The organism is Rhodospirillum sp. A1_3_36 (genome assembly GCF_047263945.1).
Classification (GTDB): Bacteria; Pseudomonadota; Alphaproteobacteria; order Rhodospirillales; family Rhodospirillaceae; genus Rhodospirillum.
This window is the reverse complement of sequence record NZ_JBLAVB010000001.1, coordinates 812291-824548: the sequence shown is the minus strand read 5'-3', so window position 1 is coordinate 824548 and position 12258 is coordinate 812291. Positions and strand designations below refer to the sequence as shown.

At 61.5% G+C, this 12258-nt stretch carries 14 protein-coding genes; 7 read left to right on the top strand and 7 right to left on the bottom strand.

Going from position 1 to position 12258, the window contains the following annotated elements:
* Positions 1-114: 114 nt before the first annotated feature.
* The 4 genes from ACLIRY_RS03615 to ACLIRY_RS03600 form a co-directional block, all read right to left on the bottom strand.
* Positions 115-624 carry a hypothetical protein gene (locus ACLIRY_RS03615; RefSeq protein ID WP_413203967.1) on the bottom strand — a complete coding sequence of 170 codons (510 nt, stop codon included), beginning with the start codon at positions 622-624 and terminating at the stop codon, positions 115-117.
* Positions 625-859: 235 nt separating this feature from the next.
* Entirely contained in the window at positions 860-2227 is a 1368-nt protein-coding gene (locus ACLIRY_RS03610; RefSeq protein WP_413203966.1) for an ATP-binding protein, read from the bottom strand.
* A complete protein-coding gene (locus tag ACLIRY_RS03605) occupies positions 2224-2889 on the bottom strand; it encodes a response regulator transcription factor (RefSeq protein ID WP_413203965.1) in 666 nt (221 codons plus the stop codon). Before ACLIRY_RS03605 ends, ACLIRY_RS03610 begins: the two co-directional genes overlap by 4 nt.
* 3 nt (positions 2890-2892) lie before the next feature.
* Positions 2893-3270, bottom strand: a complete 378-nt coding sequence (locus tag ACLIRY_RS03600) for a PepSY domain-containing protein (protein ID WP_413203964.1) — start codon at positions 3268-3270, stop codon at positions 2893-2895.
* 146 nt (positions 3271-3416) lie between these two features.
* Between ACLIRY_RS03600 and ACLIRY_RS03595 the strand changes: the two genes are divergently transcribed.
* From ACLIRY_RS03595 to ACLIRY_RS03585, 3 genes are read left to right on the top strand one after another with little or no spacing between them, the layout of a single operon-like run.
* Entirely contained in the window at positions 3417-3587 is a 171-nt protein-coding gene (locus ACLIRY_RS03595) for a hypothetical protein (protein ID WP_413203963.1), read from the top strand.
* On the top strand, positions 3584-4525 hold the full coding sequence (locus ACLIRY_RS03590) for a DUF1924 domain-containing protein (protein ID WP_413203962.1): 942 nt from the start codon (positions 3584-3586) through the stop codon (positions 4523-4525). The genes ACLIRY_RS03595 and ACLIRY_RS03590 overlap by 4 nt, the downstream gene beginning before the upstream one ends.
* A 16-nt stretch (positions 4526-4541) precedes the next feature.
* Positions 4542-5018 carry a cytochrome C gene (locus ACLIRY_RS03585; RefSeq protein ID WP_413203961.1) on the top strand — a complete coding sequence of 159 codons (477 nt, stop codon included), beginning with the start codon at positions 4542-4544 and terminating at the stop codon, positions 5016-5018.
* 32 nt (positions 5019-5050) lie between these two features.
* Here ACLIRY_RS03585 and ACLIRY_RS03580 read toward each other — a convergent pair whose 3' ends face one another.
* Positions 5051-5983: an AEC family transporter gene (locus ACLIRY_RS03580; RefSeq protein ID WP_413203960.1), complete on the bottom strand. Its 933-nt coding sequence runs from the start codon at positions 5981-5983 to the stop codon at positions 5051-5053.
* Positions 5984-6355: 372 nt separating this feature from the next.
* Between ACLIRY_RS03580 and ACLIRY_RS03575 the strand changes: the two genes are divergently transcribed.
* Positions 6356-6928: a helix-turn-helix transcriptional regulator gene (locus tag ACLIRY_RS03575; RefSeq protein WP_413203959.1), complete on the top strand. Its 573-nt coding sequence runs from the start codon at positions 6356-6358 to the stop codon at positions 6926-6928.
* Positions 6929-6955: 27 nt separating this feature from the next.
* Here ACLIRY_RS03575 and ACLIRY_RS03570 read toward each other — a convergent pair whose 3' ends face one another.
* Positions 6956-8128 carry an HD-GYP domain-containing protein gene (locus tag ACLIRY_RS03570; protein WP_413203958.1) on the bottom strand — a complete coding sequence of 391 codons (1173 nt, stop codon included), beginning with the start codon at positions 8126-8128 and terminating at the stop codon, positions 6956-6958.
* A 231-nt stretch (positions 8129-8359) separates the two neighbouring features.
* Entirely contained in the window at positions 8360-8827 is a 468-nt protein-coding gene (gene ruvX, locus ACLIRY_RS03565; RefSeq protein ID WP_413203957.1) for a Holliday junction resolvase RuvX, read from the bottom strand.
* A gap of 114 nt (positions 8828-8941) precedes the next feature.
* Here ruvX and gatC point away from each other — a divergent pair, with 114 nt between their 5' ends.
* The 3 genes from gatC to gatB are packed head-to-tail and all read left to right on the top strand — an operon-like array spanning position 8942 to position 12173.
* Positions 8942-9229: an Asp-tRNA(Asn)/Glu-tRNA(Gln) amidotransferase subunit GatC gene (gene gatC, locus ACLIRY_RS03560; RefSeq protein WP_413203956.1), complete on the top strand. Its 288-nt coding sequence runs from the start codon at positions 8942-8944 to the stop codon at positions 9227-9229.
* A gap of 5 nt (positions 9230-9234) precedes the next feature.
* A complete protein-coding gene (gene gatA, locus ACLIRY_RS03555; RefSeq protein WP_413203955.1) occupies positions 9235-10710 on the top strand; it encodes an Asp-tRNA(Asn)/Glu-tRNA(Gln) amidotransferase subunit GatA in 1476 nt (491 codons plus the stop codon).
* A 5-nt stretch (positions 10711-10715) separates the two neighbouring features.
* Positions 10716-12173: an Asp-tRNA(Asn)/Glu-tRNA(Gln) amidotransferase subunit GatB gene (gene gatB / locus ACLIRY_RS03550; protein WP_413203954.1), complete on the top strand. Its 1458-nt coding sequence runs from the start codon at positions 10716-10718 to the stop codon at positions 12171-12173.
* Positions 12174-12258: the final 85 nt, after the last annotated feature.

The window sequence follows — 12258 nt, the reverse complement described above, 5'->3', positions numbered from 1 at the left end:
GGGCGTGAACAAAGTAAAACCCGCCCATCGGGGTGGATGGGCGGGTTTGAGGGTCCGATTGGAAGGGAGGCGGCCAATCGGACGGTGTCCGGGACCCCGGGTGGGGGTTGGGGGTCAGGCCCCGGACAAGCTCTTGTTCTCTCGGGATACTATCTCTGGCGAATGCGGCAACATATAGGCCGTCACACAGGGAGCCACGGTGATTGGCATTGCCTGACCCGTGGCCAAGCCGGTCAGAACCTGTTCGCAGGCAAACGGGTCTGGGGCGCTCAGGGTTCCAACCAAGGTGTTGTTGAACAGTTCCGCAGCGGGGTCCTGACTGGTCAGCTCTTCCCGACCCAGACCGCTCACCAGCAGGTAGCTTTCGATACAGGGGGCGCCGGACAGGGGCACCGGGGCGCCGATGGCCACGTTGTTCAGGACATCGTCGCAGCTCAGATTCGCCGCTTCATCGAAGGAGAAGGTCACCTCCGGAGCAGGCATGGTATTGGCTGGACGGAGGCTTTCCTGAGCGGCAGTCACTCGGGCGGACTCGTTGGCCTGCTCTGCCAGGGCCGCAGGGAGTGCGGCTCCAAGAATGGCGGCGGCGGCTGTAACACCCAGAATTTTGCGCAGTTTGGACATAATCTCTGTCCTCCATTGGATCTCTTATGAGGGAAACGGATGAAGCGTCGGATCGTTGCCAGTATTGGTAACCGCTTCGTTGGTTGCCTCGTCGGCCTCGCCGATCCCGTTTCCAACCATTGATAAATAATTAACCGAGTCCCCGGCTCGGTGCTGTGACGGGCATCACCGGAGGGCTGATTCAGGAAAAAATGTCGAGAATGGGGCGTTCAGGGCGCAAAAAAACCGCTGAGAATCACGGAAATAGAAGGGTAACTCGCAAGCCTCCCAGGGGGCTTTTGTCCAGGGTCATGGTTCCGCCGCGCAGGTCGACAAGATCGGAAACGATGTCCAACCCCAGGCCGTGGCCCGGTTTGGCGTCGTCGAGCCGCGCCCCTCGGGCCAAGGCTGCGTTCGCTTCCCCCTCCGGTAGTCCGGGGCCATCGTCCTCCACGGCGAGGAACAGGCCGCCATCGGCCTGGAACGCGGTGACGAGAACCAGGGACTCCGCCCACTTCCCACCGTTGTCCATCAGGTTGCCGAGAATTTCCATCAGGTCGTCCGCATTTCCGGGGAAGCGGGCGGACTCGGTGATCTCCAGGGTCATGGTGACTGGTCGGGGGAGGAGGGCGGCGAAGGTGCGTTTCAGGCGTTCCGCCGTCTCCCGCACCGGGACGCGGGAGCCCAAGGAGTCGGCCGAGCCTGCGGCGGCCCGGGCGCGGGCCAGATGCCGGTCCACCAAGCGGGCCATGATGGCCGTTTCCGCCCGGACGGTGGCTGCGGAAACCGTTTCGCCTTCTCCGGCTGCGGCGTTGAGCACGGCCAGGGGAGTCTTCAGGCCATGGGCCAGATTGCCCACATGGGTGCGTGCCCGGTCGATCAGGGCCGCGTCGTGGTCGAGCACCCCATTCAACGCCCGGGCGAGGGGGGCGATCTCGGTCGGTTGGTCCTCGCCGACCCGGGCATCGGGCTCCTCCCGCAAGCGGTCGAGGGTGTGACCCAAAGTGCGGAGCGGTCTGAGGCCATAGGTGACCTGGGCGATGGTCGCCGCCAGCAGCCCGCCGCCCAGGGCCAGCAGGCAGAGGGCCACCAGAAGGCGCAGGCGCGTAATGTCCCCGTCGATCTCCGTTCGGTCGGCCGCTACGGAGACATGGACCAGCCCCGGAATGCCCGGGGGTTGGATATCGCGTTCCACCACCTGCAGCCGCCGCCCCCTCGGTCCGGTCGTCCGGTGGGTGTGGAGCTCTCCATCCGGATCCAACTGGGTTTCGAGCACAGTGTCCCAAAGGCTGCGGGACCGGACGATGGTCTGCCCTTGGCTCACCTGCCAATACCAGCCCGAATAGGCCTGTTCAAAGCGGGAGTCTGTTGGTGGACGGGGGACGGTGAAGGCGGGATCCGCAGGGCTCCCCGGTCCAGACCCGTTTCCTGGGTCAGTCCCTGGGTCAATTCCCGCAGCCAAGCTATCGACCAACCCGGCGAGTCGATCCTGGAAGGCGTGATTGAGGGTGTCGGCGATGGCCCAGGAGAGCAGCAGATAGGCGGTCGTGACACCGGCCATCAGCCAGAGACTGCCAGCCAGCAAGAGGCGCCCCCGCAAGGACCGGGGTGTTACCCGGATCATGGGGGGGGAGTGTCCAGGCGGTAGCCCAGGCCGCGCACGGTGGCAATATAGCCTGGGCCAAGCTTTTTGCGCAGTCGGCCGATGATGACGTCGATGACATTGGAGTCCCTGTCGTAGTCCCGGTCATAGACGGTTTCGATAATATCGGTGCGGGTCACCGTTTGCCCTTGCCGCAGAGCCAGGGCGGCGAGGATTCGGTATTCCTGGGCCGTCAGATCGAGGGGGACACCGGCGATAGCAGCCTTTTGGGCGTTGGTATCGACCCGCAGGGGACCAATGGTGATCTCGGCGCTGGCTTGACCTCGGGCGCGGCGAGCGAGGGCTTTCAGGCGGTAAACGACCTCCTCCATCTCGAAGGGTTTGGTCACATAATCGTCGGCACCTGCCTCGAACCCGGCGACCTTCTCCGACCAAGCCCCCCGGGCGGTCAAGATCAGGACCGGCGCATCCATGGCCCTGGCACGCCATTGGCGCAGCACGCCGACGCCATCCAGTTTGGGCAGGCCCAGATCCAGGACGATGGCGTCATAGGGTTCCGTTTCCCCCAGGAAGAGGCCCTCTTCTCCGTCGTAGGCGATGTCTACGGCGAAGCCCGCCTTCTCCAGGACGCGACTCAAGGTCGTGGCCAGGGTGGGTTCATCTTCGACGATCAGGACGCGCATGGCTCAGTCGTGCCCGCCGACACGGCGTTTGAGGATCGCGCCGGTGGCCGCGTCCACATCCAGGCGTGTGATCCGGCCCCGGTCGTCCATGATTTTTATGTCGTATATCAAAGTGTCGTGTTTGCCCTCCAGTTCCACTTCCAGGAAGCGACCGGGGACCTGGGTCTGGATTCGCTCCAGGATCTCGGTCAGGGGCAGGATATCCCCCCGGCGCAGAGCGGCCCGGGCGCGGTCATGGTCATGGTCATGGTCGTGATCATCCCCATCCGCCCAGGCCGGGCCGGAGATCAAGAGGGCGGGGCCAAGGGTGAGTGCCAGGGTGAGGATCAGAGCTGGGACGCGGATTGGCCCCTGCAGGGGATATATCGATTTGTTTGACATCCTTCAAACATAGCGGGCCGAACATGAATGGCAAATGAACAGCGGCGTCACGGTGGGTTCATGGAGGGGAGGGCAGATTGGGAACCATGGACGGGGGATGGATCCCGTCTTGCATCGACGACAACGGATGAAAGGGACCTTTTCCCATGATTAAAAAGCTGTTTTCCCAGGGATTGATGGGTATCGCTGTGGTGGCGCTGTCGGCCCTGTCCTGGAGTGTGGCCCGGAGCGCCGAGGCGCCCGTTTTAGACTTGGCTCCACGGACCCTTTCCGCCGCTGTCGCCCCTGCCGACCCCTTTCATGGAGTGGACCAATGAGGATCCCCTTTTCCGGCAACTGGAAGGTTGCCCTGTGGCGGCTGTGGCACGGATCTATCGTCGGTTCTGGTGTCGTGGCCTATCTGACGGCGGATGAGGACACCTTCTTCATGCACCAGTTTTCCGGTTACCTCTTCGCTGGATTGGTCGGGGCGCGGCTGGTGGCTGCGGTCCTGGCCCGGGGCAAGGGGCCCTTCGCCCTTCGCCGCCTCGCCAAACCCGGTGTCGAGGCCATAAGCGGACGCGGCCCCCTGATTCGTCTGGTCATGCCCTGGATGGCGGCGATCATGCTGTTGGGCTTTGCCCTGGCAGGCTATAGCGGTATCGCCGCAGACTGGTTCCACTCTGCCGAAGGCCTTCATAAAGCGCTTTCCGAGGCAGCGCCTTGGCTGGTGGGCGGACATGTGGCCCTGGTTTTGGGGCTGCTCTGGCGGCCCAAGGGTGGGGTGGTTGCCCTGCTTGGCACAGCCCTCTCCCGTTTGGGGCGGATCGCATCTCTGCTCGGTCGACGCGTGGGCGTCGCTTTCGGTGCCGCTGTTCTCGTTGCCGGGTTGGGAGTCACTGCGCCCGATCCCGCCGCGGCCGGATCTCCCCAAGACGCGGTCATGGCCGAATTGCTGGCCCGTGCTCAGGCTGAGGATCCGGCGGTTACCGCCTTTGATCCGGCGCGGGGAGAGGCCCTTTACCTTTCGCGGAATACGGTGGACGCAACCCGCCCCTCCTGTTCCGCCTGCCATACCCCGGACCCGCGCAATCAGGGGGAGCACGTCAAGACCGGTCGGGTCATTGACCCCATGGCCGTCTCTGTGAACCCGGAACGGGTTTCCGACCTGGGCCAGATGGATAAGCGCTTTGGCCGGGATTGCCCCGCTGTTCTCGGCCGGGATTGCACAGCCCTGGAACAGGGCGACTTCGCCGCCTTCCTGTTAAGCCGATAAAAAAGGAATATGATCCATGACTGTCATGCGTAAAGCCCTGATCCTCGGCGCCCTGAGCGCAACCCTTGCCGGGGCGCCCCTGCTGGCTCAAGGGGAGGAACGGATGAGGCCCGTGACCGATCCCCTGACTCTGAAGGAATGCGGAGAGTGCCATATGGCCTTCCCACCAAGCCTGCTCTCCCCAGGTTCCTGGGAGGTGATCATGGCCAACCTGGACAAGCACTATGGTGAAAACGCCAGCCTGCCAGAGAAGGATACTGCAGCCATCACCGCCTATTTGACGGCCAGCGCCGGACGGTGGGGCTCCCCTGGCGTGTCTGGGACTGGCGGGACCGAGGTCACGCTTCCCCGGTTCACGGAAAGCCGACACTTCGCCCATGAACACAGGCGCTTCACGCCGGATCGCCTGGCTCGTAAGGGCATTAAGTCCATCCTCGATTGCGTCGCCTGTCACCGGGGGGCGGAACAAGGATATTATGATGATGATGACTGAGGGGGCCTATTGCCGGTGAGATCTGATTGACCTCAAGCGGCTCCAGGCAGAAAGAGGACAATCAAGGGGATGGTGGCGGCGGACAGGAGAGTTTGAACGGTGATGATCGACGCCATCAGGGGCGCGTCGCCCCCCATCCGCCGGGCCAGGACGTAGGACGAGGCCGAACAGGGCAGGGCACCATAGATCACGGCGACCGTGGTGGTTATGGCGTCCAGCCCGGCAAGCAGGGCGCCCAGCCAGATCAGAAGGGGAATGACGACCAGCTTCGCCAAACTCGAAAGGGCCAGGGGAAGGGTCCGGCCCTGGAGCCCCTCCAGCGCCAAACCAGCCCCCACGGCGAGCAGCCCGATGGGTAGGGCCGCCCGCCCCAGGATGTCCAGGAAGGGACCGATGACGGGGGGCATGCCGATCCCCGTTCCGTTGAGGAGGATTCCCAACAGGCAGGCCAGGATCAGCGGATTGGTCAGAATACCCTTCGCAAGATTCCAAGCACCAGCCGATTGCCCATGCCCCAGGGTCGACAGGCACAGGACCGCCAGAACATTGACCAAGGGAACCACGACGGCGATGCAGATGGCGGTCAGGGTAACTCCAGGACTCCCATATAGGGCGACCGCAACGGCTAGCCCCACATAGGTGTTCGGACGGATTGCCCCTTGAAAGGCGCTGGTGAAGGAGGGATCAGTGGTCCCGCGGGCTCGGAGGTGGTGGCGCAGGGAGACCATCAGCCCGGCCGCAGCCAGGACCGCGAGGGCTTCCACCACCATCAGCGATTCCCAGGCAAGTTCCCCCATTTCCGCCTTGGCGAGGTTCGCCGTCAGCAGGGCCGGAAAGGTCACGAAATAGGTCAGTTTCTCCGCAGGCTGCCAGAATGAGTCGGAAACGAACCGCCCCCGACGTAGGACTAGACCCAGCAGGATGACCAGAAAGACGGGCAGGACTGCCCCTAACGTTCCATTCATGGGGCTGGGTTTACGACGGAGGTCTGTTCAGTGCAAGGACAAGGTTCGATTCGCCATGAGGGAGCCAGGCTGCTTGGTGACTGCTTCTCCAAAGGGAAAATTTAAATGGATGATAAATATTAAAGATTCAATTTTGAGTTATAATGAAATTTAACCGATTGATAATCTATTTAAAACTTGGAAAAATAGCCACCAAAAAATAATACTAAATTACTAAAGCGTCCGTTTTAAGAGAAATTTGTGTTATCAAGAGAGAAGAAAAGCTCTAATAAGAGTATGGGGTTCATGGAGGAAACGAAGGTAATGGAAGATCAATCTGTGACTCATGTTCTCTTTCATTCATTTGTGGAATTTTTCAGTGCTCCCACGCTCTTGCTCGACGGTTCCGACGTCATCGTTGGAGTGAATACCGCAGGCCGGGCGGAGCTGGATCGGGGGGAGTTCTTGAATAAAGACGCTTGTGAGCGTCTGCATTTAACCTCTCCTATTGGGGATCAGAAGTTGACGATGACTCTCCTCTCGGTACGGCAGGCCATGGAAAAGGAGCCGGGGCGGAACAAGGCCTCGTCCTTCTTGGTGCCCGCCGATGGGGGCTGTCCGCGTATGATCGTTCATGTTCTGGGGTTGGGGGGGACGATCGACACCGTGGCGGTGATGGTCCCGACAATTGTGCTTAATCAGAACGCGGACCGAATGCGGTCGCTTTTGTCCGAACTGTATGGCTTGACACCTGCGGAAGCCCGATTAGGGACGGCGATGCTGGCGGGGCATAGCAGCGCGGCAGATCTGGCGCTTGCCCTGGGTCGCAGCGAATGGACGGTGCGGTCACAGATCCGAACCTTGTTTGTCAAGCTGGAGGTGTCAACGAAGACCGAGGCTATCAATCGGATGAGCCTGGAGGTGTTACCCTTGAATCTTGATCATTCCCTGACGGGGCGTCTTTGACCCTCTCCTCGCTCGCATAGATTCCTGTTACCCGACCTGGGACAGGAATTGCTCGGACCATTCGGCGTATTCCCGATCATTGGGGTTGTCGACAAACCGTTGTTGAATCGCTTCCACCTCCTGTCTGTGGTTCATAAAGACGTCGACACAATCGGGATGGAATTTTTCACCCCCATGACGGGACAGGAAAGCGAAAGCGTCTTCGGTGCTCCAGGCTCTTTTGTAGGGGCGGGCACTGGTCAGAGCGTCGAAAACATCGGCGACGGCGACGATGGCCGCTTCCAGGGGGATGTTCCGTCGGCTGAGTCCATGGGGATAGCCAGAGCCGTCCCAGGCCTCATGGTGGTGTTGGATGATATTGCGTAACATCCGTCCCTGGCGGGGTGACACAAAACCCAGGGAATTGAGCAGTCGGTCACAGATCTCCACGCCCTTGTCGGGGTGGGTGCGCATGATTTTCAGTTCCTCCGGGTCAAGCTTGCCGGGCTTGAGCAGGACATGGTCGGGAATGGCGACCTTGCCCAGATCGTGCAGGGGGGCGAAGAGGAAAATCATCTGGATGAATTCATCGTCCAGCTCCTCTTGATTGGCCAGATGTTGGGCGATCAGACTGGCGTAATTGGCCACCCGGTCCAGGTGGGCGCCGGTTTCTTCGTCCCGGTAGTGGCTGATGTCCTTGGCTACGCTAATGGAGTTGGTGAGCATTTCCACAGGTTTGAGGGTTTCCATGACCAGGGCATGGGCCAACTCTGCAGCCAGGGACAGGGCCTGGCATCGGTCCTTGGTAAAATAACCCTGCTTTCGGGAATTGAAAAAGATGAAGCCGGCGAAGTCTTCCCCCTTATAAAAGGGGACGGTCAGGCTGGAGCGATATTCGTCGCCAATGGCATGGGTGTGATGTCCACTGCCAGGGCTGGACAAATCGATAAGATTGTTGACTGTGCGGATTTCCCCCGACTTTGCCAGAATTTTGAGTGAGGGGACCTCCGAAAGGCAGATCTGGTAGTTGTCCAGGGGGTGTCGGCCCTCGCTGGAATGGGCGAAGGTTCGCAGTCGATCTGTTTTGGGGTCGTAAAGCGCGATAGCGATCCGGCTGACATCCGGATGGTTTAGGCGTGTTGCCTTGTGGATATCAACCAGACGATCACTGATCGACCCAGTGCTGATTGATCCGGGCCTTTTAAAAAATGCAGTGCTCATCTCAACAGAGTCCCCTTTCCCTATTGGGCGGGCGTTGACTGTTCCCTTCGGCTGGATCGATAGGATCGAAGGGTGATCCGGCGCAGGCCGGGCTATGAAAGGCGATCTCTAGTCCCGAGTGCATCGGGCGGACCGGTGTCCCGGCTCCATCGATACCCGCAGTATATTTGGGTGAAATAGAAATGTCTTTTAGACGAAAGGCATAAGTTAAAAGGCTGTATTTTGGCTCGTTCAGCGTTTTGGCAGGGCATCTAAAACCCCTTGCAGGATATAGGCGGCTGCAGCGCGGTCGACCACCTGGGCGCGCTTGGAGCGTGTCAAGTCCGCCTCTCCGATAAGGAGTCGCTCCACCGCCGCAGTGGACAGGCGCTCGTCCCACAAAAGCAGGGGCAGGTCGCGCAGGGCCAAGAGGTTTCGGGCAAAGGCTTTGGTTGCTTGGCAGCGGGATCCCATCGTTCCATCCATTTCGACGGGCAGGCCAAGGACAAGGCCGATGATGGCCCGCTCGTCGATCAGGGCGAGGAGTGCCTGGGCGTCGATGGTGAACTTCTTACGCTTGATAGTGGTTACAGGGCTGGCGATCATTCGCCGGGTGTCACTGGCCGCCACGCCGATGGTCTTGGTTCCCAAGTCCAGGCCAAACAGGGCTCCGTCCCGGGGGAGGGCGTCTTGGAAGGCATCTCGCTCAAGGATAGGCATTGCGGACCTCGTTGGGCATCGTTAAACAAAGGTCTCTTACATTAGTCGTAGGCGGCCAGGGGCGACGGGCTCCGGGGCCGGAGACGAAAAACAGGACTTGGAGATCCATACCCCATGGCGTTGGACAAGACCACAGTCGCCAACATCGCCGTCCTTGCCCGCATTGACGTGGAAGAGGACCGCATGGAGGCCCTGGCCGGAGAACTGTCAGGCATTCTGAACTGGATCGAGCAACTGGGCGAGGTGAACACCGATGGTGTGCCGCCGATGACCAGCGTTGCTGATTTGGCTTTGGCCTGGCGCGAGGACAAGGTAACCGACGGCGGATACCCGGACCGCGTGCTGTCCAACGCGCCCGAGCAACAGGACGGCTGCTTCCTGGTTCCCAAGGTGATGGAGTGAGCGGCATGAGCGAATTGACCAAACTGACCATCGCCGAGGCGCGCGATGGTATGGCCAAGGGTGCCTTCACGGCTGTCGAACTGACCCAGGCCCATCTGACGGCCATGGAGGCGGCGCGGGCACTGAACGCCTATATCACCGAAACGCCGGAAGTGGCGCTCGCCCGGGCCGGAGAAAGCCAAGCCAGGATTGAGGTCGGCAAAGCGGGACCCATGGAAGGCATCCCCGTGGGGATCAAGGACCTGTTCTGCACGGAAGGGGTGAAAACCACTGCGGGGTCCAACATCCTGGGCAATTTCGTGCCGCCCTATGAAAGCTTCGTCAGCCGCAAGCTGAAGGATGCCGGGGCCGTCATGTTGGGCAAGACCAACCTGGATGAATTCGCCATGGGTTCGTCCAACGAGACCAGCGCGTCCGGCTCCTGTGTCAGCCCCTGGACCCGGACCGGAGACGACACCAAGCTGGTGCCCGGCGGCTCCTCCGGCGGTTCGGCATCTGCCGTGGCGGCGCGCATTGCCATGGCGGCGACGGGTACCGATACCGGTGGGTCGATTCGCCAGCCCGCGGCCTTCTGCGGCATTGTCGGCCTGAAACCGACCTATGGGCGCTGCTCCCGTTGGGGCATCGTGGCCTTCGCCAGTTCGCTGGATCAGGCCGGACCCATGACCCGCACCGTGGGGGATGCGGCGATCATGCTGCGTGCCATGGCCGGACATGACCCCATGGACAGCACCAGCGCGCCGGTGGAAGTGCCCAACTTTGAGGCCGCCCTGACCGGGGACATCCGGGGGCTGAAAATTGGTCTGCCCAAGGAATACCGGCCCGAGGGGCTTGATCCGGAGATCGCCGCCCTTTGGGACCGGGGCGCGGAGATGCTGAAGGATGCGGGCGCCGAGGTGGTGGAGGTCAGTCTTCCCCATACCAAATACGCCCTGGCGACCTACTATATCATTGCACCGGCGGAGGCGTCGTCGAACCTCGCGCGGTACGATGGTGTGAGATACGGCCTGCGGGTGGACGGGGACAGCCTGAATGACATGTACTGCAAGACTCGGGCTGCAGGGTTTGGCGAGGAGGTGCGGCGGCGTATCCTGGTGGGAACCTATGCCCTGTCCGCCGGCTATTACGATGCCTACTACCTGAAGGCCCAGAAGGTCCGGGCGCTGATTGCCGAAGACTTCAAGACGGCGTTCAAGACCGTGGATGCGATCCTGACACCGACCACGCCCACCGCCGCCTTTGGTTTGGGCGAGGAGGTCAGTGATCCGGTCACCATGTACCTGAACGATGTGTTCACTGTGCCCACCTCCTTGGCGGGACTGCCGGGCCTGTCGGTGCCGGTCGGTCTGTCCTCCACCGGTCTGCCCCTGGGGCTGCAACTGGTAGGGCGCTATTTCGACGAGGAAACCGTGCTGAACGTGGGATCGGTGCTGGAAAAGGCTGCGGGCTTCTCCGCCGTTCCCAAGGGCCTGGAGGGCTAACGGACATGACCTATCTGATCGAAGGTGAAACCGGCACCTGGGAAGTGGTGATCGGCCTGGAAGTGCACTGTCAGGTGATCAGCCAGTCCAAACTGTTCTCCGGATCGTCGACCACGTTTGGGGCCGAGCCCAATAGTCAGGTCTCGCTGGTGGACGCGGCCATGCCGGGTATGTTGCCGGTGATCAACGGCACTTGCGTGGAACAGGCTGTAAAGACCGGTTTGGGGCTGCGTGCCAAGATCAACAAGCATTCCGTCTTCGCCCGGAAGAACTACTTCTATGCCGACCTGCCCCAGGGCTACCAGATCAGCCAGTACGAACAGCCCATCGTGGGCGAGGGCAAGCTGGTGCTCGACATGCCCGATGGGTCCTCGCGCGAGGTGGGCATCGAGCGTCTGCACCTGGAGCAGGATGCGGGCAAGTCCATGCACGACCAGCATCCGAGCAAGAGTCTGATCGACCTCAACCGGTCGGGTGTGGCGCTGATGGAGATCGTGTCCAAGCCGGACCTGCGTGAGCCAGAGGAAGCGGGCGCCTACCTGCGCAAGCTGCGCTCCATTCTGCGCTACCTGGGGACCTGTGACGGCAACATGGAGGAGGGCTCCATGCGCTGCGACGTGAACGTCTCCGTTCGTCCCCAGGGGAACGACGAGCTGCGCACGCGCTGCGAAGTGAAGAACGTGAACTCCGTTCGCTTCGTCATGCAGGCCATCGAGGCCGAGGCGCGGCGCCATGTGGAGGTTTACGAAAGCGGCGGCGAGATCGTGCAGGAAACCCGCCTGTTCGATCCGGCGAAGGGCGAGACCCGGTCCATGCGCTCCAAGGAGAACGCCCACGACTACCGGTATTTCCCGGATCCGGACCTGTTGCCCCTGGAATTCGACGACGCTTTCGTCGAGAAGATCCGTGACGCCTTGCCGGAACTGCCCGACGATAAGAAGGCGCGCTTCATCTCGGACTTCGGGTTGACGCCCTATGACGCCAGCGTGCTGGTGGTCGATCAGGCCAATGCCGATTACTTCGAGGCAGTGGCCGACGGTCGAGACGGCAAGATCGCGGCGAACTGGGTGATCAACAACCTGTTCGGTGCCTTGGGCAAGGCAGGCAAGTCCGTGGGGGAAAGCCCGGTTTCGGCTGAGAACCTGGGCAAGTTGCTGGACCTGCTGAAAGAAGATGTGATCAGCGGCCGCATCGCCAAGGATGTCTTCGAGATCATGTGGGAAACCGGTGGGGACCCCGAGGTCATCGTCGAGGAAAAGGGCCTGAAGCAGGTCACCGACACGGGCGCCATTGAAGCGGCGGTGGACGCGGTGATCGCAGCCAACCCGGATAAGGTCGCGGACGTGCAGGGCGGCAAGGAGAAGCTTCTGGGCTGGTTCACCGGTCAGGTGATGAAGTCCACCCAGGGCAAGGCCAACCCCGGCATGGTCAACGAGATTCTGAAGAAGAAGATCTTGGGGTAGGATACGCCGCACCAGACGCCGACGGCATGGGCCGGAAAGGAGGTGTTCCGGCCCTTTATCTGATCTGGGACTCTGCCCGGTTTTA

Coding starts and splice junctions, on each gene's coding strand:
- ACLIRY_RS03615 (WP_413203967.1), bottom strand. CDS start 624: ATGTCCAAACTGCGCAAAATTCTGGGTGTTACAGCCGCCGCCGCCATT.
- ACLIRY_RS03610 (WP_413203966.1), bottom strand. CDS start 2,227: ATGATCCGGGTAACACCCCGGTCCTTGCGGGGGCGCCTCTTGCTGGCT.
- ACLIRY_RS03605 (WP_413203965.1), bottom strand. CDS start 2,889: ATGCGCGTCCTGATCGTCGAAGATGAACCCACCCTGGCCACGACCTTG.
- ACLIRY_RS03600 (WP_413203964.1), bottom strand. CDS start 3,270: ATGTCAAACAAATCGATATATCCCCTGCAGGGGCCAATCCGCGTCCCA.
- ACLIRY_RS03595 (WP_413203963.1), top strand. CDS start 3,417: ATGATTAAAAAGCTGTTTTCCCAGGGATTGATGGGTATCGCTGTGGTG.
- ACLIRY_RS03590 (WP_413203962.1), top strand. CDS start 3,584: ATGAGGATCCCCTTTTCCGGCAACTGGAAGGTTGCCCTGTGGCGGCTG.
- ACLIRY_RS03585 (WP_413203961.1), top strand. CDS start 4,542: ATGACTGTCATGCGTAAAGCCCTGATCCTCGGCGCCCTGAGCGCAACC.
- ACLIRY_RS03580 (WP_413203960.1), bottom strand. CDS start 5,983: ATGAATGGAACGTTAGGGGCAGTCCTGCCCGTCTTTCTGGTCATCCTG.
- ACLIRY_RS03570 (WP_413203958.1), bottom strand. CDS start 8,128: ATGAGCACTGCATTTTTTAAAAGGCCCGGATCAATCAGCACTGGGTCG.
- ruvX (WP_413203957.1), bottom strand. CDS start 8,827: ATGCCTATCCTTGAGCGAGATGCCTTCCAAGACGCCCTCCCCCGGGAC.
- gatC (WP_413203956.1), top strand. CDS start 8,942: ATGGCGTTGGACAAGACCACAGTCGCCAACATCGCCGTCCTTGCCCGC.
- gatA (WP_413203955.1), top strand. CDS start 9,235: ATGAGCGAATTGACCAAACTGACCATCGCCGAGGCGCGCGATGGTATG.
- gatB (WP_413203954.1), top strand. CDS start 10,716: ATGACCTATCTGATCGAAGGTGAAACCGGCACCTGGGAAGTGGTGATC.